Source organism: Paenibacillus dauci, assembly GCF_000971985.1.
GTDB classification, from domain to species: Bacteria; Bacillota; Bacilli; order Paenibacillales; family Paenibacillaceae; genus Saccharibacillus; species Saccharibacillus dauci.
Genome location: NZ_LAQQ01000002.1, coordinates 767,223 through 789,874, shown reverse-complemented (window position 1 = coordinate 789,874; position 22,652 = coordinate 767,223). Strand labels below are relative to the sequence as shown.

The 22,652-nt window shown below is 45.0% G+C and carries 11 protein-coding genes; 2 read left to right on the top strand and 9 right to left on the bottom strand.

The features are described from left to right. Positions 1–23 precede the first annotated feature (23 nt). Positions 24–3,197, bottom strand: a complete 3,174-nt coding sequence (locus WH46_RS17750) for a glycosyltransferase (protein ID WP_046227710.1) — start codon at positions 3,195–3,197, stop codon at positions 24–26. A 161-nt stretch (positions 3,198–3,358) separates the two neighbouring features. Then, a complete protein-coding gene (locus WH46_RS23510; protein ID WP_052714284.1) occupies positions 3,359–4,495 on the bottom strand; it encodes a class I SAM-dependent methyltransferase in 1,137 nt (378 codons plus the stop codon). A gap of 380 nt (positions 4,496–4,875) precedes the next feature. On the opposite strand from WH46_RS23510, the gene WH46_RS17740 reads away from it, so the two are divergent. After that, positions 4,876–7,338 (top strand): O-antigen ligase family protein, encoded by a 2,463-nt coding sequence (locus WH46_RS17740; protein WP_046227709.1) that lies wholly within the window; start codon positions 4,876–4,878, stop codon positions 7,336–7,338. A gap of 189 nt (positions 7,339–7,527) precedes the next feature. Here WH46_RS17740 and galU (WH46_RS17735) read toward each other — a convergent pair whose 3' ends face one another. The 7 genes from galU (WH46_RS17735) to uvrB form a co-directional block, all read right to left on the bottom strand. Continuing rightward, positions 7,528–8,424, bottom strand: a complete 897-nt coding sequence (gene galU, locus WH46_RS17735; RefSeq protein ID WP_017815609.1) for a UTP--glucose-1-phosphate uridylyltransferase GalU — start codon at positions 8,422–8,424, stop codon at positions 7,528–7,530. 277 nt (positions 8,425–8,701) lie between these two features. Continuing rightward, entirely contained in the window at positions 8,702–9,589 is an 888-nt protein-coding gene (gene galU, locus WH46_RS17730; RefSeq protein WP_046227708.1) for a UTP--glucose-1-phosphate uridylyltransferase GalU, read from the bottom strand. A gap of 594 nt (positions 9,590–10,183) precedes the next feature. Next, positions 10,184–12,694 (bottom strand): U32 family peptidase, encoded by a 2,511-nt coding sequence (locus WH46_RS17725; protein ID WP_046227707.1) that lies wholly within the window; start codon positions 12,692–12,694, stop codon positions 10,184–10,186. 350 nt (positions 12,695–13,044) lie between these two features. Next, positions 13,045–14,982: a stalk domain-containing protein gene (locus WH46_RS17720; protein WP_046227706.1), complete on the bottom strand. Its 1,938-nt coding sequence runs from the start codon at positions 14,980–14,982 to the stop codon at positions 13,045–13,047. A 54-nt stretch (positions 14,983–15,036) separates the two neighbouring features. Next, a complete protein-coding gene (locus WH46_RS17715; RefSeq protein ID WP_046227705.1) occupies positions 15,037–16,191 on the bottom strand; it encodes a S1C family serine protease in 1,155 nt (384 codons plus the stop codon). A 219-nt stretch (positions 16,192–16,410) separates the two neighbouring features. Continuing rightward, complete coding sequence (gene uvrA / locus WH46_RS17710; protein ID WP_046227704.1) at positions 16,411–19,272, bottom strand: excinuclease ABC subunit UvrA; 2,862 nt, start codon at positions 19,270–19,272, stop codon at positions 16,411–16,413. Between the two features lie 221 nt (positions 19,273–19,493). Continuing rightward, positions 19,494–21,494 carry an excinuclease ABC subunit UvrB gene (gene uvrB / locus WH46_RS17705; RefSeq protein ID WP_017815497.1) on the bottom strand — a complete coding sequence of 667 codons (2,001 nt, stop codon included), beginning with the start codon at positions 21,492–21,494 and terminating at the stop codon, positions 19,494–19,496. A 372-nt stretch (positions 21,495–21,866) separates the two neighbouring features. On the opposite strand from uvrB, the gene WH46_RS17700 reads away from it, so the two are divergent. Then, positions 21,867–22,652, top strand: coding sequence for a flagellar motor protein (locus tag WH46_RS17700; protein WP_017815496.1), 786 nt, complete (start codon positions 21,867–21,869; stop codon positions 22,650–22,652).

Below are 22,652 nucleotides of genomic sequence, written 5' to 3'. Positions count from 1 at the left end.
AACTCTCCTTTAATAACTGCATGTTAACGATACTTTTCCAGAGCTTTATGAAATGAATCCCGCATAAGCTGTGCTGCTCTCGCGGATGAGAAGAATTCAATATTTTCCTCAGTATGCGCCAACGAATTTTGTTTATAGGATTCAAGATTCGAATGAAACATATCGACTGCTTTTTGCAGGCTTTCCAAATCGTCCTGTCTTGAGATCAATCCTGATTGTTGTTCTTCTACAAAAAGAGCAATATCTCCAACGTCTGTTGCAAATATAGGCGTTCCAACGCACATTGCTTCAATTGTAACGATTGGTAACCCTTCATAAATAGAAGCAATAAATAACGCATCTATAGATTTAACAAACTGGAATACATTTGCAATATATTTGATACGATGAACCCTGTTACCTAGTTGATGATCTACAATAAACTGTTCTACTTCTGCAGAAAGCTCACCATCGCCTACCATGACAAAATCGATATCATCATACTTTCTGACAATGTATTTGGCCAGCTTCAACATTTTTAATGGTTGCTTCTGCTCTGTAAAGCGACCAATAAAAGCAAAATGTCTACGGCTCGGATCAAGATCAAACTTTTGTAAAACGGCTTCTTTTAAATAGGATTGCTCGTTCATAACCTTGACCTTGTCTGTATCAGCCGCCGGATAAACTAGGTCAATGTCTGCAGCAGAGATTCCATACGTACCAATAAATTTTTCTTCAATTTTTTTATTGATTGCAATAAATCGGTCATAAGCATGAATAGCAGGTTGATCGTAATACTCAATCCACCCATATTTATAATCATATACATCCTGCATTACAATAGGAATATCATTAAATATTTTACGCAATGATGTATTGTTATCCATTGTCCATGGAGAGCTGTTACACATCCAGACAAGAGAAGGTTTATACATTGCTTTTAAGTTTTCTAGCAAATATAAATAATTGTCAAACTCTGAAATTTCCGCAAGGTCGTAATAGTCACTACCCAAGCGTGCTACCTGATAAAATAAACTTCCCTGTTCTTTACGATGACGTTCAAAAGTAATAACAACAAAATCGTACTCCTGCTTCAACCGCTCCATAACTTCAATTGTATTTCGTTCTACTCCCCCTACTGCCATAAATATAGGCAGCACAAAAATGATAGGTTTGGGGTTGACAATAGGTTTCAGTTGAAGCTGATTGTTGACTGTAAGAGTTTTCTTGTTTTTAACAAACAATAAGCTATTATTCGTACAGGTCACAGATCGAATATCAGCAGATAAGTCCACAGTATCATTTAACGTCTCCCTACCAGGCAAGCGAATCAGTTTACCCGTCATTTCCACTTCTCCGCTTACTAGAGACTCATACGAGTATGAAGAAGATAATAAGAGTGCATTCTTTAATGATTTTGCATGAATCAGTGGGAATTCACTTAATCCATTTGATAACAAAACAAAGTCATAATTGTATTCCAGCAAACATAAAACAACATTTAACAATTGACTTTTATCTAATGCTCCATCAAGATGTTCAATGGCATACACATATTCCTGATAGTCCTTTGAAGGGCATGGAGATTGTTCAACACGTACATCTGGCAAAGCAGCTATCGTTTGTTGATACATAGCGACCAAGGGTGCAATCGCTGAAGAATCGGAAAACTGTACCTTAATCCATATTTTTCTTTTCTGCTCGCTTTTTTCGATTATAATTGGATCCTGATTTATTATGGTTGCACGGCGATTCATTAATTTTTTTATGACTTTTTTGAACAATACTATGCCTTGTTTTAATTTTATGAGTATTCTTTTTCCTAGCAGATAATTTATTTGGTATTTTATCTCAACCGATTTTGTAGCACCAGGCAAAATCTCACTGATAATTACAGGATCTATTTGATCGGAGAAATTATAATGGCTGTCTCTTTTTCGAGTTGCATTTGTATATTCAAAATGAATAGGTTCCTTATCTCCGTTGCTTTTAACAGCAACTGCTTTCAAAATTTTTATTTTACAAAAGCTGTCCAGCGCATCAAGACGAATCTTTCCAAGTTCAACTTGAGGAATATCCACTTTCAAATCAATAATTTTAGCACCAGCTGTTCGAAATACTATACTGTTCTGTTCATTAAATTTGTTTTTACGATCATAAAAAATTTGTGCTTTTCCAAAAAACAAATAATTGAAAGTAAATCGTTTAGCCTGTTTGATTGATGCATGATTTTGAACATCAGATCCTAAAGCCAATCCCAAATACATATAGTAACTGAATATGATGGAATAGAACTTGGAACATACTTTTTTCAAAAAGGAAGAGGATCTATTTTTTAGAATTTTTTCGATTATTTTTGTGCCTTGAATCATGAGATAGATAAGCATTCGGCCTACATCTGCCGTAATATCAAAATAATGATTGGCATTTGTATAATCTAAATATCTGTCATGAAATTCATCAATATTAACTTTGATCTCATCATAGCTGAGATCTGGATGTAATTTTTTGAACGTATTTAATTCTTCACCAGCAGATAATTGCCGATTGCAGAATTTCATCACACTATTATAGACATGATCGTGATATGCCAGTGCATTGGGATTGTAAATGATCTGCAAACCATTTTTGTATAAACGATAGCCTAGGTCGATATCTTCAAATCCATATTTCTTGAACTCCAAACTAAACAAACCATCAAGTTCTTCCAGCTTCTCACGGGCCACACTAATATTGGAAGTGTAAAAATGTCGGAAATCTACAATCTCAAATGGGCGCATTCCAACAAATCCAAATTGTTCACAGCCAATGTCTGTAATATGCTTCATTAAATGATTCATTTCGATTCCTTCACGCCATTCGATACATCCCAAAGAAGCAAAGTCACTTCCATGTTTCAGATAGGCTTCGTAATGTTCATTCACAAAATCTAGGGTAGGAAAAATATCATCACCTGTAAAGATAACTATTTCACCCTGCGCATACTGATACGCATGATTTCTAGCACGCGAAGCCCCCCCATGCTTGTTTTCCAACACTCGCATCGGGAGTCCAGTGTGTGCTTTAAGTATATCGACTGAATTATCGCTTGATTCGTCATCGCTAAATATAAGCTCATATTTATACTTAGTATTTTTATCAACTTTTTCCCACTGCCTTAATAAATCGGGTAAGAGTGCAGCACGATTATATACTGCGATTATTATACTTACTTGCATCTAGACACCACCAAATAATGATTATATTAATTTAAACAAATATACCGGATATCAATTTAAAATCCTGCCTTAGTATATAAAAATGTATACTAGGGCAGGATATTAAATAAGTTTTAATCATGTTGTATTTTAAAAGCATTGTACGTTTTGTACATTAAATTTTAGGCTTTTTCTGTTGCCTCTATCATTTTTTTATAAAAATAATCAACAAACTCGCTGATTTCTGACTGACTCAAGATTTTAAAGTAACCTTTAATTGTAATATAGGAAGCATTAGCAAAGTCTCCATCAATCTCAAATTGGGGATCAATATTCATAAATAAAAAACCCTGCTTATGATAATTCAATGCGTTTAATGGAGAAGTCGATTCCACTGTTCCATCAGTCAATACTTCCTCGATACTGCAAATACAAAAATTATCTTCAACAGGATCAAACCTGAATTTGGAAATGTGCTCATAAGCAGACAAATCAAAAGTAATCGAAAACCTGTTGTCTTCCTGATTTAGAAGCACACCGGTTTCTTTTTGTGCTTGCGAGTATTCTTTGTTATCAGTGCCTACGTAAAGACTGGAAAAATGAATCCCGCCTGGATTATCAAACTTGTATACCGAGTCTAACTTTATTGTTGGAATAACTTTATTAGTATTGGAGCATAGTGCAATCATATACTTTCCTGCTGAATCCAGTGACGAATGCTGGAACATTTTTACACCAGCAGTAGTATGCTGATCTTCATAAATACTGGAAACCGTATAGAGCGATTGATTATAAAATTTCGTAACCAGGAATTCCTGATTTAAAAATTGTTTGAATTCATCTTCATAAAATTCGTGAATATGAAATGGATTATGGTATCCACTTTTATCTGTATAAACAAGTTTATTGGGTGTGGAAATAATTAAAACACCATTCTTTTTCAGTACTCTTCTTGCTTCTCCCAGAAAAGTTCGCTGAATACTTGGGTCTACATGCTCGATAACCTCAAAGCTGACTACACAATCAAACTCTTCTCTATCAAAAGGAATAGCTTCCAAAGAACCCTGAATAAATTCAAGATTTTTTTGCGAGGCATAATTCTTATTGCACCAGTCAACTGCTTCTTGTGAAATATCTATACCGACTACTTTTTTTGCAAATTGTGATATTAGAAATGAGCCATATCCTGTTCCGCATCCCGCATCTAATACGCGCATGCCTTTTAGGCTCTCCGCTATACTGCTATAACGGTGCATATGCTCAGCTTCTATTTCCAAGCCGTCGTTATTGGGTATAAATCGTTCACCTGTATAATCCATAATTGTAATAAGGCCTCCTGAGACGATTCAAAATACTAAAACAAATCTTTTCTATTGAAGAATGCATAGTATTTATGTAAAAGCAAGCAAAACTAACCCAATGATATCACTAACTATAATAGCCATGCAAGCACAGAACGACAGAGCTTCCACAAAATAAATAGGCATAAATGTTTAAATTTTATGCGCTTATTTGGAAAGTTGTCTAATTGTTCTTTCAAAGGATCAACTCGTTGGCATAGACAAGTATAACTGTTCTTTATTGCATCTTATTGAATTCCCAGAACTCTTCTACTACTAAAACTAGATGTACATCTTAACGTATGATAAAATTCATTAGAAAAGTTTCTCAAAGTAGATGATAAAAGGAGTTTAAAACATTGGCTAATCCAGTATACGGCAAACAGTTTAAAGCGTCCACTGAGGACGACAAACGCAGTAGCATGTTCTGGGTCGTTAACATCTGTCTTATTTTGTTCCTGTTATGGACCCCATTTCAAATTGCATTGTTTAATGGTCTCGGCGTAAGTTTTGAGCAACCGATTTTCTGGGCAGTCATGGCTGCCGGTGTCCTGTTGATTCTGGGATTGATTCAATTCCACAAAAAAATCAAACTGGAAGATCAGAGAGATATGGTGGCACTGCTCATTATTCTGCTGCCCATCTCGTATATGATCTCCATGTTTTCGGCCGCCTCTTGGCATTATGCCGTAAATATGGTGCTAATACAATGGATGTATGCATTTATTTTCGTGATTGGTGTGTACATGCTGCGTGACCGGTTGTCCAACAAAATTATTCAAATTACCATCATGGGTTCCGCTTATCTGATTATCCTTTTTGGATTCCTCAACTGGTTCGGTCAGGGAGTTCTGGGTGGACATCTGGTATCGTGGTTCTCGATAGCGGTAAGCAACGGTGTGTATGTTGACGCAGTTATGAAGGATTCCAACGGTTGGCGTCTGACTTCTGTATTCCAGTATGCGAATACATATGCTGCTTTCCTGATGGCGATCCTGTTCGCAGGACTATTTAATGTAAGCCGTCTAAAAAGATCGTATGACCACTTTATCCACGGATTTATGCTGGTACCGATCATTTTGTCCCTGATCCTGACGCTGTCACGCGGTGGTCTTGTAGTACTGCCATTCGTACTGCTCGTCCTGCTGCTGATGCTGCGTCCTGCCCAACAAATTCTCTGGATCATTTATATCGTAATCGCCGGTATCGCTTCTGCCGTGATTCTGAATCCGGTAACGACTATCGGTCTGCAGGTCATCAACCAGTATGATGGCGGCGTAGCTGCCAAAGGCTGGGCTTACCTACTGATTACATCGCTGATCGTAGGATTGATCGCTGTAGTTATCGGACGCTTTATTGCTCCAAAACTGGAACATGGCGTAGAAGGCTGGACCGCCAAACGTTTCTCCAGCATTTGGCTGCCGATCGGCTCGGCCGTAGTCGGCGCAATTATTCTGATTCTGCTGATTGCTACGAATCTGCGCAATCTGCTGCCGGAAAATATCCGCGTTCGTTTTGAGAACATCAACTTCCAGCAAAGTAGTGTACTGGAACGTTTTACGTTTTATCGCGATGCCATGAAGCTGCTGCGTGACTACCCGTTCTTCGGCGGTGGTGGCGGTGCATGGGGTGCGGCTTTTGAAGCGTACCAGAATAACCCGTATGTCAGCCGTCAGGCGCATAACTTCTTCGTGCAATATCTGGTCGAAGTCGGGATTATCGGATTCATTGTTTTTATTTTGTTTGTTGGATTTATTTTCTACAAATATATTCGCGGTTATATCAAATCGGATCGCGAGAAAAAGGAATCGCATTTCCTTTACTTTATACTCGTCGTATCCATTCTGATGCACAGTCTGCTCGACTTTAACTTGAGTTATGTTTATATGAGCATTCTGGTATTCCTGGGTCTTGGTGGTATGGCTGCTGCGATGGATGCACAGCCGCTCAAACGACTCAAGCTGGGTACTGGAGCGATTCGTGGTATTTATGTTTCATTGATGGGTCTGGCTGTTATTCTGGTCGCATTTACGGCCCTTCGCTTCAAGGAAGCTTCTGCCGATGTAATAGAAGTAACTTCTATGGCAAATACTCCACAAGCTACGTATGAAGGACTGCGTAAGCCTCTGGATGATGCATTGTCAATCCGTAGCACGTTCCCGGATGCATCCGTCTTCTTGAGCTCCCTGCTTGTACAGGGTTACCAGCAGACCAAAGATGACAAATTCTACAACGAAGATCTGGCTCTGTTAACCAAAACTCATGAAAAAGAGCCATTTAACAAGGACATCCTGAAGCAGCTGGTTACTCTTTATCAGGTACATGGGGATACCGACCAGGCATTCAATTTGATGGTTGATAATATTCCGAAATACAAATGGGATATTTCCTGGTATGAAGGTGTTATTTCTCAGGCTTATATTCTGGGCAACCAGGCTCATGAGAAAAAAGATAAGGCTGCTGAGGATAAATACTTCCAGGCAGGTCTCACGATTTACCAGCAAGTGCTTGATGGTATGCAGTACCTGACCACTTTGCCGGAAGGTCAGCTGCAAGGTCGTGAGTTCGATGTCACTCCGAAGATTGCTCTGAGCATCGGTCAAATTCAGTTGATGCAAGGTAAAAATGCCGATGCAGCAGCAACATTGAAGCGCGGATTGAAAGATGATCTGAGCGATGAGACGAACAAGCAGGTAGCACGTTACTATCTGGCTACTCTGCAAAAAGAAGGACAAAAAGATCAGGCTGTCTATGACAAACTGATTGCTATTGATGCCAAAGAAAAAGAACAAATTGATCAGCTGGCAAAAGTGACTTATTAATCCCAAACATCACCAAATGCAAGCTAATCAAAAGAAAGAGGCTTCTCCTATACGGGAGAAGCCTCTTTTACTTTTTAATCAGATGGCGTGTGATTTTACAATACTCTACTCTTCGATCATGCCGCTCATCACTCATCTATTGTCTATCCTGTTTGAAGTGATTATCGCCATACAGAACCTATGCTTTGCTTATGCAGTAGGGTGATCAATCTCATTTATTACTTTACGCAGATATTCAATAGTGTCTTCCCGCAGTTCCGGATGCTTGAGCGCATAGTGAATCGTTGTCTGGATAAATCCGCTCTTCTCTCCTACGTCGTGACGAAGTCCTTCGAACTGGTACGCCAAAATATCCTGCTGCTCACCGAGCTTGGAAATCGCATCGGTCAGCTGGATCTCACCACCTGCTCCAGCATCCTGCTTGCCCAGAATATCGAAGATTTCCGGAGTAAGAATATAGCGACCCATGATCGCCAGATTGGATGGGGCATCTTCACGCTTTGGTTTCTCCACAAGACCTGTAGCTTTGTAGAGACGGCCCGATTCATCGCCAGGCATCTGGTCGCCGGCTACCAGACCATAGCGGGACACATGCTCCCAAGGAACTTCTTTTACCCCTACAACAGAAGATTCATGCTGTTCATATACATCCATCATCTGCTTCAGACAAGGAACGTCGGATTCCACAATATCATCACCAAGCAGTACAGCAAATGGTTCGTCACCGATAAACTTGCGGGCACACCAGATGGCATGTCCCAGTCCTTTGGGTTCTTTCTGGCGAATGTAATGGATATCTGCCATCTCGGACGATTCACGAACGGCATCCAGCAGCTTCCACTTTTCTTTCTCTTCCAGGTTCTGTTCCAGTTCTACAGAGTAATCAAAATGATCTTCGATCGCGCGTTTGCCTTTACCGGTCACGATAATAATATCCTCGATACCGGAAGCAACGGCTTCTTCAATAATATACTGGATCGTAGGCTTGTCTACGATCGGTAGCATTTCTTTGGGCATGGCCTTGGTGGCTGGCAGGAAACGGGTTCCAAGTCCTGCAGCGGGAATAATCGCTTTGCGTATTTTCATCATTAGATCTCCTTTAGCCATTTATACGGCAATACTTTGAGACTACACTATACTATATTCATACAGTAATTTATACCTAACAGGTAGGCAGTTCCGATTATCCTTACTATAGACAAGTTGGCCTATGTTATTTCAAGAATAATTTATACGACTAAGAACATCTTCTGTTCAAATCATGAACCAATTTATGATATCAAAAAAAGGTACACCGTTCTCTATCCACAACAGAAAACGGTGTACCTTTTATATACTTTTACTTACTATTCGGCAAGGTTATTTATTTATCGATCTCTGCCATTACTTTACGCAAATAGTCAACGGTAGATTCGCGCAGCTCCGGATGCTTGAGTGCATAATGAATTGTCGTCTCGATAAATCCGCTCTTCTCTCCTACGTCATGACGAAGTCCTTCGAACTGATAAGCCAGAATATCCTGCTGCTGACCCAGTTTGGAAATCGCATCGGTCAGCTGAATCTCGCCACCTGCTCCGACATCCTGGTTACCCAGAATATCGAAGATTTCCGGTGTCAGGATATAACGCCCCATGATCGCCAGGTTGGATGGAGCATCTTCACGTTTTGGTTTCTCCACAAGACCTGTTGCTTTGTACAGGCGGCCAGAGTCATCACCAGGCATCTGATCACCAGCGACCAGACCATAGCGGGATACATGCTCCCAAGGTACTTCTTTCACCCCTACTACAGAGGACTCATGCTTCTCGTATACATCCATCATCTGCTTGAGACAAGGAGTATCCGACTCTACAATATCGTCACCGAGCAGTACAGCAAATGGCTCATTGCCGATAAACTTGCGGGCACACCAGATGGCATGTCCCAGTCCTTTGGGTTCTTTTTGACGGATATAGTGAATGTCAGCCATCTCGGATGGTTCACGAACCGCATCCAGCAACTTCCACTTTTCTTTCTCCTCCAAGTTCTGTTCCAGTTCAAAGGAATAGTCAAAGTGGTCTTCGATCGCGCGTTTGCCTTTACCAGTAACAATAATAATATCCTCGATACCGGAAGCAACCGCTTCTTCGATAATGTACTGGATCGTTGGTTTGTCTACAATCGGCAGCATCTCTTTGGGCATGGCTTTGGTAGCTGGCAGGAAACGGGTTCCAAGTCCTGCAGCAGGAATAATCGCTTTACGTATTTTCATTATTTTTTCCTCCGTCTCGAATGTATTGGATAGGGTCTACAGCAGAATCTGCTCCTGCTGTAGAATCCTAAGTAGTGTACAGCCGCTTAACCGCCTGCACGCTGATGGGTTGGTGGCAGTGCTATGTAAGCCGGCAACTCGTCAATCTCACTCTGATATCTTACCCAATTCTGCAGGATTTTACCCAGCAGATTGTTTTCTACAAATGGAAGCAGTTACATATGTGGATAACCTGTGAAAAAGATAAATTTTCTTCTACAACTGTCTAATATGATCCTTAATTCTCTACTTCATTCATTCACAGTCTTTTGATACATCGATGAAATGAACATTTATTCTTTTGCTTCTCATGCTACCTCTATTACTTTTTGAGTACGGTTTGGGTTACGTTGTGGATAGGCTGAGGATAATTGGTGGATTCAATGTATGATATGACGTAAAAAAGATGGAATGCATCACTATACTGGGGATAAACCAAAAAGAGGATGCCATGAATGGCACCCTCCTGTAGATAATGTGGATGATTTGCGGATAACTTTTCCGCAGATATACATCTACTGTACACTGCTCTTATCTATCCACATCAATGTCTGATTATTTCACCAGTTGACCGCGTGTAACGCCCAGTTGGTTGGTTGCTTTGAGACTGCGCCATACCTGGGTACCGCTGATCTCGCCGCGCAGCGCTTTGCTGTACAGTTCGATAACTTCCAGAACCTGCTCCGGCGTCTCTTCCAGGAATTCCACACGGTAGCTAGGTACACCCAGCTCTAGGAAGTCTTTGAGGTATTCTGCACCTGACTGCTCGATCGCATTATATACCGTATTGCGGCAGCCTTCATCAACACGTACCGGATGAGACATACCGATCCGGTCCTGCAGGGAGACGCGGCTGTCTTCACATGGACGTCCACAGTTGGTGAAGTCTGTACCTTCACTCAGGAAAGTACAATATACACAGTGCTCGGTATGGAACATCGGCAGATGCTGGTGGATAACCACTTCCATCTGGGAAGTCTGACTGCGTCCCAGCAGATCGACCATTTGCTGGATATTCAGATCGTAGGATGGAGTGACCATATCTACACCGGATTCCAGGAACAGACTTACTGCTTTGTGGTTCGCAATGTTCAGTGAGAAATCTCCGATCAGCTGTGGATGGTTCTCCTGTGGATGACTCTGGCGACGTGCTAGATAGTAGTACAATGCGCCTGTATTACGCACCAGTACCGCATCCGGCTGCAGACGCAGAATGTTGGCATGGTAGCCATTTTCACCAGGCATATGAATACGCGGCGTTGCCAGCGCAATCTTTTTGCCGGCCGCGCGTACAGCGGCTACAGCTGCCGGGAACTGCTTAATAAACTCAAAGTCCGCATAAATCATCTCTACATCGGTTTTCACAACTGCTTCAACTTGTTCCAGCGTACGACATAGTGCAGTCAGCATCGCTTCGGTTCCCTGAACTGGCGCTGTAGCTGGAGCAATATCTTCGTACGTTGCAATATCACGCTTGATATAGACCGGCGGCTTCGGACGTTCGCCTTCCAACTGTTCGACTGCCTGACGGCGAATCGCGTTCAGCTCACGCATCGGGATAATGATCTCGCCGTGCAGCTGTACTTCCAGTTCATCCAGTTGGAAAATGGTACCGCCCAGACGACCAAATTGTTCTTCCAGCAGTTCAGCAGTCATCGGACGCTTGGCTGCGATTTCCAGTTCCATTTCGGAATCCACACGGATCGTTACGCCTTTTTGCACATCGGTCCAGTAAGTGACCAGAGGCTGGCCGGCATGGCCGATCGCTTTGACATGTACCGGGAATACGCGATACGGCTTGTCTGTCTCGTAGGTCTGTCTCATGCGCTTATCCAGTGCAGGATCGTTAGTTTTCCAGATCTTATCCCCAACATGTACTTTTTTGAGGTTAACGTCACTGCGACCCGGTACGATATCCACAATCCAGCTTTCTCCCGCTTCGCCTTCGAGCTTGACACCCTGACGACGCAGATCGTAGATCCGTCCGCCTTCTTCTTTTTGCGTTGGGTCTCCAGCATCGAATACGATACCATCGCCACGTTTCACCGGAGCTTCCAGGCGACAGACAACGCCGTCACGCAGAATTTTCTCGACGCGACCGAGGTATACGCCGCGGCTTTTCGGGAAAGTACCGTCTACCAGCTTCTTGTTGTTGGTTCCATCGAGGAAGCCATGGGTAAATCCACGGGAAAAGCTTTGTTCCAGCTCGCGAATATCTTCGCGGCTGATCGGTGTGCTGTCCCCTTCAAAATAACGATCAATTGCTTTGCGATATTTGCTAACTACATTGGCTACATAGGTTGGGCTTTTCAGGCGACCTTCGATTTTGAAGGAAGTTACGCCTGCTTCGATCAGCTCCGGCATAATATCAATGGCTGCCAGATCTTTTGGGGACAGCAGGTAAGTCACGTCGCCCATAATTTTCTGTTCGCCATCGACGATCAGATCATACGGCAGACGGCAGGCCTGTGCACATTCGCCACGGTTGGCAGAGCGTCCGCCCCACATTTCCGAAGTCAGGCATTGTCCAGAGTACGATACACACAATGCGCCGTGTACGAATACTTCCATCGGCAGACGAGCCTGTTCGCCGATTTTCTGAATCTGCTTGAGGTTGTTCTCGCGGCCCAATACGACACGTTCCATATTAAACGGCTTGGTGAATTCCACCGCTTCTGGTGAAGTGATGGTCATCTGGGTAGAGCCATGAATCGGGAAGTCCGGCGAGATCTCGCGGATCATTTTAACCAGACCCAGATCCTGTACGATTACTGCATCCACACCTGCATCCACGCAGGCATCGATCAGTTCCTTGGCATCTTCCAGTTCGTTCTCGAAAACCAGTATATTAAACGTCAAAAAGCCTTTGACTCCATAGCTATGCAAAAACGCCATGATCTCCGACAATTCATCCATACGGAAATTATTCGCCCGCGCACGCGCGTTAAATTTCTCCACGCCAAAAAAGACTGCGTCTGCTCCATTAGCTACCGCCGCCCGCATGCAGTCCCAGTCGCCTGCCGGCGCCAGAAGCTCCACGTCTTCTCTTCGTAATGCTGTATTCATGTAGATTGTTATCCTCCCGGATTGCCTGATGCCCAGGCAATACTCTATTCGCGGATGAAAATTCATCCTGATGTTATGATATTCGACATACGACAGTGCTGAATCAGCCAATATTGCTCGCCGACTTCCTGCACCTCAATTTAAAATGATTCTAATTCAGTGTAACAGACATGGGGCAGGGTATCTACAGTATCATTCAAATTTGTATGAAAATTATTGAAATATTAAAAAATACCGTTCTATCAACCTGCACTCTGACATTCAGACAGAAGTAGCTTTGATAGAACGGTATTATGAATATTATAGGGAACCAATAAGCTTTGCATTATCGTTCATTCGAGATAATAAGCTTATTTGCTTAACCATTGGAACGAATTCATCACTTTGGAGATTTCAGCCTGATGGAACGGTGTATTATTGGCTGTATTGAGTTCACTGGACAGAATGTAGGTACGTTTGCCTTTGTTAAAGATGGTATAGCTCGCCTGATACGGTGTTGAAGCATCCGGATAGGATACTGTAAACGTATAGGCTGGTACACCGGCAAACGTTGTTGCCGTGCCTTCGGACAATTGACCGTTGGCGTTCGTCGCAGAGCCCGTTTTGGAAAGACTGGCTTTCCATTTGGCTACTGCTTTCTCCAGAGAGCTGGCATAATCGATAGCAATATTGAAACTACCGCCGCTATGCTGGAAGCTTACACTTGTCGACTCATAGTTATTACTATTCCCTCCCCAGTAACGCGGCACCTGCAGGCTGTAGCCGTAATTTTGGGAAGTACGGGTCACTGTTTTGCTACGATCTTCAGAATAATAGTCTACCGGCAGCTTGCCAAAATTCTCCTGCAGCGCCTCAAAATCCAGCGAAACGGTCGCCAGAATAGATTCCAGATCGGAAGTCAAGGTTGGCGAATCAGCCATCCCACCGTATTCCATGTAATATCGGTATCCATCACGCTGGAACAGAATCTGGTATTCGGTATACCAGATATCTCTGTCATACGTATACTGTACCTGATTAACCAATGCGGTCTGATCGCCGATCTGGCGCTCTGTTGTACTTACATAGCGATAGTGGTCGGGTGTAAAGTTGTCGCCAAACCAGGTCTGAATCTGCTTGGCCCAATCCTGAACTGTTGCGCCAGCCGGGGCACTATAAGCATAGATTCCGGTATAGCCCCCATCTGCCGTTCCTGCCTCCAGCGTATCACTGCTAAGCGACCAATTGGATGGCAAGGACGCCGAGATACCATACTCTTCGTTGGACAGCATATTATCGCTGGCTACCGGCTCTTCACCAGATTCGGTAGAAGCGATATCCTCTGTCGTTTTATTGCCGCTATCAAAGGACATCCGGAACGAATCCAGTAGATCTGCTGCTCCATCAAAGTCTTTGTAGCTGTACGCTTCGGAATCAACATACATCACATAATACAAATTGCCATTACCCGAATACAGTCTGTTCTCGGACAAATAACCTTCTTCGGAGCGACTGATTACTCTGGCGTACTCTCCAGCCGGACTGTTCACGACCTGCTGATCTAACACAGTCTCTCCCAATTCTTGATTATATCCAACCAGATAATCCAGCAGATCTTCAGGATCGGAGTGCCCATACACCGAAGAACTCACTGTATCCGGTTGTACCGATATCTGCAGCAGATACGTACTTTTCTTATCCATAAAATTGACTGTGCCGCTGCTCGAACCTTCCATATAGACCAGGTCTTCCGGATAATTGATTGTCCATTGGTACTGGCTGCTACCTACCAGTTTTTTATCCGCGTGTTCACTTGCGCTGCTGCTATCGCCTGTCTGTGCAGCAGATGCAGGCAGGGTAATGATAATCTGGCCGGATACGACTTTCATTTTGCCGCCGATACCCTGTACGAGTGAACGCAGAGGAACCATCAGCGTATTGGATTTCATTACCGGAGCTGCGTCCAGCGTAATTTTTTTACCGTTAACGGTTGCCGATTTGCTGCCGATTTTCATGGAGATAACATGTTTGCCCGAGGTTACTTGGACGATGTTATTCTCATGAAGCTGTACATCTGCGCGGAATGCCCGGGAGAATAACCCCAGCTGCACCATAGTGACACCGGCTGCTTCATAGGGTTTGACAATGGTTTCTTTTTCCCCGTTAATTGTAGCGGCAGTACTGCCTTTTTTGATTTTGAGTTCCAGCAGTTCAGCTGCAGCTGCTGTATGTACTCCGGCATACGCCGTAGTGAGTGTAATCATGGAGGCCAGCAGGCCGGTGGCAGCGATACGCACCCATTTATTCATTCCATTTCCTCATTTCTATAGTCAAAGTAGATAATCTCTCCGGTAAATCGCCTACTACTGTTCAGGAGATGCTTCCTCTTCTGTCTGGCTGCTGTCGATCAGATCTTCAGGCTGCGCCTGAGCCAGCTTTAGCGTACGACTTACAATGTCTCCTCCGGATTGCATCATCAATTTGACGGTCTGGCCGGGAGCATAAGCTTTGAGCAGTTCATTTAATTCAACTGTTGTGTGGACTCTTTTGCCATTGATGCTGTAGAGCACATCGCCTTCCTTGATGCCTGCTTTTTTGGCAGCTGCGGATTGTACTTTGGTAACGGTCATCGCATCATTCGTCGGCATACCGATCAGCGCGTCTTCGCTCTCCTGCAGCTGTACTCCGATATAAGCACGGCGCACTTCACCATATTCATACAATTGGTCAATAATATATTCCACTGTATCCGCAGGAATGGTAAAGCCCAGATTATCGACGCCCAGTGCTTCGTATTTCATCGTATTAATGCCGATCACCTTGCCGTCCATATTTACAAGCGGACCGCCGCTGTTACCCGGGTTGATCGCTGCATCTGTCTGGAGCAGACTGTAAGAAGCATCTACGGCCCGGTTTACACCACTAATAATACCCGAGGTAGCCGAGTTGCGAAGAGAGAGAGACAGCGGCGTACCGATCGCAATCACCTGCTCGCCTACTTCGGGCTTCTGGTTACCGGAGACAAAGGAAGCTGTTTTGAGTCCGGTTGCATTAATCTTGATCAGTGCCAGATCACTAACCGTATCACTGTAAATTTCTTTGACCAGATAGGTCTTGCTCTGTCCATTAGCCTCGGACGTAATGACCTTGGCGCCTTCCTCCATGCTGTCGATCACATGGGCATTGGTCACAATCCACCCGTTGGAAGCAATAATAACGCCAGAACCAAAAGCAATGCCTTCTTTGTCCTGACCATAACCTCCGTCTCCACTATCATCGCTGCCACTTTCTTCTGCGATTGCTTCCGGTGTAGGTACACCAACGATGCCAACGACAGAAGGAGAAACTTTGGCGATAATCTTGCTGTATCCGGGATGGGTAGAAGAAGCACCCAATTGCGGTGCCTGGTATGTATAATGGGAAGTCCAATCTGCTGCGGAAGCCATTGTCGCATAGGGGGCAGACACGGTAAAAGCCGAAGCCAGTAGTACAAGTGCAGGTATTTTCGAGGAAAACATTTTCAAATTCATCCAGCCTTTCTATAGTTGCTTGCGTGTCCACCATTTAACTGGTAATTACAGTAAAATGAGTCTGAATCCAGAGTACCATATTCCCGTATTCAGGCACAATTACCCAGAAGCCTATCTTTATGTATAAATAGGCAGGCTGTTAAATACAAATAAAGCTTGTTTGCCTTCAACAGCCTGCCCGAACAGAACAAGTAAAGCAGAAAAAGATTAGACCTGACTGCTCTCCAGCTCACGACTGCGCGCTGTGTCGCGTTCAAGAACAGGTTTGAGATAGTGCCCGGTGTAGGATCCTTTTACCTTGGTGATATCTTCCGGAGTACCGGAAGCGAGAATCGTACCACCACCGCTGCCGCCCTCCGGTCCCAGATCGATCAGATAATCGGCTGTCTTGATCACATCCAGATTATGCTCGATAACCAGTACGGATTCGCCGGAATCGACCAGACGATGCAGCACAACCAGCAGACGGTCAATATCATCCACATGCAGACCGGTCGTCGGCTCATCCAGGATGTACATCGTTTTGCCGGTACTGCGGCGATGCAGTTCGGAAGCCAGTTTCACACGCTGCGCTTCACCACCGGACAATGTAGTTGCCGGCTGGCCCAGCTTCACATAGCCAAGACCCACATCGAGCAGGGTCTGCATTTTGCGGTGAATACGCGGGATATTCTGGAAGAACTCCACTGCATCTTCAACCGTCATATCCAGTACATCGGCAATATTGCGGTTTTTGTATTTTACTTCGAGTGTCTCACGGTTATAGCGCTGGCCTTTGCATATTTCGCATGGAACGTATACATCGGGCAGGAAGTGCATCTCGATTTTGATAATACCGTCGCCGCGGCAGGCTTCACAGCGGCCGCCTTTGATATTGAAGCTGAAGCGGCCCTTTTTGTAACCACGTACCTTGGCTTCGTTCGTCTGTGCGAACAAATCGCGGATATCATCGAATACGCCGGTATAGGTCGCCGGGTTGGAACGAGGAGTACGACCGATTGGCGATTGGTCGATATCGATTACTTTCTCGATATGTTCCAGACCACGAATCTCGCGATACTGTCCCGGGATGACGCGTGCCTTGTTCAGATCACGTGCCAGTGTTTTGTAGAGAATCTCGTTGACCAGTGTCGATTTACCCGAACCGGATACTCCTGTTACTGCGGTAAAGACACCGATTGGAATTTTGACATTGATGTTCTTGAGATTGTTCTCCTTGGCACCGCGAATCTCCAACCAGCGATCATCTGTTTTGCGGCGCTGAAGTGGCACAGGAACGAATTTGCGTCCGCTCAAATATTGTCCGGTCAATGAGTTGGGGTCTTCCATAATCTCTGCCGGTGTTCCCTGGGCAATCACCTGACCACCATGAATACCAGCGCCCGGACCAATATCGATAATATGATCCGCTGCCATCATCGTGTCTTCATCATGCTCTACGACAATAAGTGTGTTTCCCAGATCGCGCATATGCTCGAGTGTCTGGATCAGACGATCATTATCACGCTGATGCAGACCGATACTCGGCTCATCCAGAATATACAGTACGCCGGTAAGACTGGAACCGATCTGGGTCGCCAGACGAATGCGCTGGGCTTCTCCGCCGGACAATGTACCTGCTGCACGTGACATGTTCAGATACTCCAGACCAACATTCACCAGGAATCCAAGCCGGCTACAGATTTCCTTGAGGATCAGACGCGCGATACTCTGTTCTTTTTCACTCAGGTGGATATGCTCAAAAAATTGCTTGGCTTCACCAATAGGCAAATCTGTAATATCAGCGATATTATGCTTGTCCACAGTTACTGCCAGAATTTCTTTTTTGAGACGTTTGCCTTTACATACCGGACAAGGCTTGGCACTCATATAACCTTCGATATATTCACGCATGCTTTCGGATGAAGTATCCTTGTAGCGGCGCTCCAGATTGGGAATAATACCTTCAAAAACAACATGGGCTTCCTTGACTCGTCCAAAGTCGCTTTCGTAGCGGAAACGGATCTTTTGTCCATCCGAGCCGTTCAGAATCAGATTGATTTGTTCTTCTTTCAGTTCGGAGATCGGTACATCGGTCGGAATCTTGTAATGCTGACAGACCGATTTGAGGAACTGTGGATAATAGTTGGACAATCCACCGCTCCATGCCTGAAAAGCACCTTCATCGATCGTTTTGCTGCGGTCGGGAATTAGCAGATCACGGTCAACGACCATACGGATACCCAGACCATCACACTCCGGGCAGGCACCAAATGGACTGTTAAACGAGAACATCCGCGGTGCAAGCTCTTCAATACTGAATCCACAGATTGGACAAGCAAAATTGGAACTGAAACGCAGCTCCTCCTGACCGATGATATCAACCAGTAGCTGACCTCCGGACATTTTGAGCGCCATTTCGATCGAATCGGCCAGACGTACGGCTACGTCTTCCTTGACTACGATCCGGTCGACAACGACTTCAATCGTATGCTTTTTATTTTTCTCCAGCTGAATATCTTCGGACAGATCACGCAGTTCGCCGTTTACACGTACACGGACAAAGCCCTGTTTGGAGATTTCCGAAAAAACGCTTTTGTGTTCACCCTTGCGGCCGGAGATGACTGGCGCCAAAATCTGCAGACGAGTACGTTCCGGATATTCCATAATCCGGTCTACCATCTGCTCTACCGTCTGCGAAGTAATCTCGACGCCGTGATTCGGACAATGCGGATGACCCACACGTGCAAATAAAAGACGCAGATAATCATAAATCTCGGTTACGGTACCGACTGTAGAACGAGGATTACGACTCGTCGTCTTCTGGTCAATCGAGATTGCCGGAGATAGGCCTTCAATCGAATCCACATCCGGCTTGTCCATTTGTCCCAAAAATTGACGTGCGTAAGCAGACAGAGACTCGACATAACGACGCTGTCCTTCTGCATAAATGGTATCAAATGCCAGCGAAGACTTCCCTGAGCCGCTCAGACCGGTCAATACTACAAAACGGTCACGAGGGATGCTGATATCAATATTTTTGAGATTATGCGCTCTCGCGCCCTTGACTTCAATATATTTATTCGACAAATAATCCAACCTCCAAATCCGGTGCTTCCGGAATAATCACAACGCTGCTCTTCATTTGTAGTGTAGCTGCCAAATGTAAGAGCTGTGCGTATAAACGGCCCAACTATGATAAAGGTTGCCGGGGATTCCGGTTCTGTATCCGGAGTCACCCAACAACCTTGGATGGTGTATCATGTTCATGCTGTATAAGTCCAACTGTCAACGTTCCGAAACTATCGGGATTAACTAATCTCTGCCCGCAGTTCCAATACCGCATCACGCAGCTCGGCGGCACGCTCGAACTGAAGCTCCTTGGCGGCAGACTTCATTTCGTTCTCCAGACGCTGAATCAGCGCCATCCGGTCGCGCTTGGACATCTTGGCTTTGCCCGCTTCTGCCATATAGTCCGCTTTGCCTTCGGCAACTTTGGTTGCTTCGATCACATCACGTACTTTTTTGCGAATAGTCTGCGGGGTGATACCATGTTCTTCATTATAAGCAATCTGGATCGTACGACGACGTTCGGTTTCCCGCATGGCGCTGGCCATGGAGTCGGTTACTTTGTCACCGTACATAATAACCCGTCCCTCGGAGTTACGCGCTGCCCGTCCAATCGTCTGGATCAGTGAACGCTCCGAACGCAGGAAGCCTTCTTTGTCGGCATCCAGAATAGTAACCAGAGATACTTCCGGCAGATCCAGTCCTTCCCGCAGCAGGTTGATTCCGACTAGCACATGGAATGTACCCAACCGCAAATCCCTCAGAATGGACATCCGTTCCAGCGTCTTGATATCGGAGTGCATATACCTGACCTTGATTCCGACTTCCTTGAGGTAATCGGTCAGATCTTCGGACATCTTCTTGGTCAGCGTGGTAACGAGTACCCGCTCCTCCCGCTCGATGCGCAGATGAATCTCACTGATCAGATCATCAATCTGTCCTTTGGTTGGACGAACTTCGATAATCGGATCCAGCAGGCCGGTAGGACGTATAATCTGCTGGGTCGTTGTCTCGCAATGCTCCAGCTCATAAGGTCCTGGCGTAGCCGATACGAAAATAATCTGATTGATCTTGTCCTCAAATTCTTCAAATTTCAATGGACGGTTATCCAGTGCAGATGGAAGACGGAAGCCGTGATCCACCAGCACATTTTTGCGCGCTTGGTCACCATTGTACATCGCCCGAATCTGCGGCAGGGTCACATGCGACTCATCGACCACAATCAGCATATCATCCGGGAAATAGTCCAGCAGTGTAAATGGGGTATCTCCGCGTTCACGGAAAGTCAGCGGTCCGGAGTAGTTCTCAATACCGGAACAAAAACCGACTTCCTTCATCATCTCGATATCGTAGCGGGTACGCTGTTCCAGTCGCTGTGCTTCTAACAGCTTGCCTTGCTCGTTGAGTACAGCCAGGCGGTCTTCCAGCTCACGCTCGATATTTTTGAGTGCGACTTTCATCGTCTCTTCCTTGGTCACAAAGTGAGAAGCCGGGAAGATCGCGATATGATCGCGTTCGCCAACCAGCTCGCCGGTCAGCACATCAATCTCGGTAATCCGTTCAATCTCGTCACCGAACAGTTCGACACGTACGGCATGTTCACTTTTGGATGCCGGGAAAATCTCGATTACATCGCCGCGTACACGGAATGTACCGCGTACAAAGTTAATATCATTGCGTTGATACTGGATATCAACCAGACGGGACAGAATCTCATTACGCGACTTTTCCATACCTACACGCAGGGACAGCAGCATGCCACCATATTCCTGTGGCGAACCGAGACCATAAATGCAGGATACGCTGGCTACGATGATGACATCACGGCGTTCAAACAGTGAACTGGTCGCCGAGTGACGCAGCTTGTCGATCTCTTCATTGATACTGGAGTCTTTCTCAATATACGTGTCGGAAGACGGGATATATGCTTCCGGCTGATAATAATCATAATAGCTGACAAAATAGTCGACCGAGTTATTTGGGAAAAATTCCTTGAACTCGCTCGCTAGCTGAGCTGCCAACGTCTTGTTATGTGCAATAACCAGTGTAGGACGCTGGAGCTTGGAAATGGTCTGTGCAATAGTAAAGGTCTTTCCTGTACCGGTCGCGCCCAGCAATGTCTGGAACTTCTGACCCTGCTGTACGCCCTGTACGAGCTCTTCAATCGCGGCAGGCTGGTCACCCTGCGGAGTGAATTCCGACTCTATCTCGAATTTTTTGGAGCTGACAACAATATCGTTCATTGCCCTGCATCACCCTATCGTCTAAAATATATATTACGCTTGCCCGATAATAACAAAAGAGACCGTTCATCAGAGTGCCGGACACATAATACTTTACCCAACGTTGGCTGTAATGGCACATCCTGAATAGACGAATCTCATTATTGGTTAATACTTATATAACATAATTTAACAACCTAGTTCCTCGAATAGGAATGTTTGTTCCCTTCTATTATACTCTCCAAATTTTACTTATGCAATTGAAACACGTCTGTAAACGACAAATTTTTCAGACGTTTTTTTCATATTAAGGATGCTTGCTTTCTTAAGCCAGAGAGCCGGCAAGCAGTTAACAGATAACTACTTCCCAGACGCAGAACAGGAGATGGATACATGGATTTAACAACAATTATCGGTATTATTGCAGGGATCGCTGCATTGATTGGGGGGTTTTTATGGGAAGGCGGCGACGCTGGAGGATTGCTTCAGGGAGCCGCAGCACTGATTGTTTTCGGCGGAACCGCGGCAGCTGTTGCCATTAGTTTTCCGGCATCTCATCTAAAAAAGCTGCCGCAAGCAATCCGAACCGTACTCGTTCCGGTTCGTTCGGATAACGAACAGCTGATTGAAGATGTAGTCAATATGTCCATGCATGCCCGGCGCGCCGGTGTACTTGCTCTGGAGCCGCAGGCCGTCTCGCATGAAAATGCTTTTCTGCGCGAAGGTCTGCAGCAGGTAGTAGACGGAACCGATCGGGACGTCATCCGGCAGATTCTTGAACTGGAGATGGCCAAAGTCGAGCAGCAATATGAACAGCATGCCAAAATCTTCGACTCTGCAGGCGGTTATGCGCCTACCATGGGGATTATCGGTACGGTTATGGGTCTGATCCAGGTACTGGGCAGTCTCAGCGAGCCCACCGGGCTAGGTAGCTCGATTGCTGTTGCTTTTACAGCGACTCTATATGGTGTAGCAAGCGCCAACCTGATCTTCCTCCCGCTCGCCTCCAAGATTCGGGCGCGCAGTGAACTGGAGACACAGACCATGGAGATGCTGCTCGAAGGCATTCTTTCGATACAGAATGGCGAAAATCCCCAGCTAGTACGACGCAAGCTGGAGACATTCCTGACAGATACCGATGGTTATTCCGATAATGAACCACGAATGAGGGAGGAATAA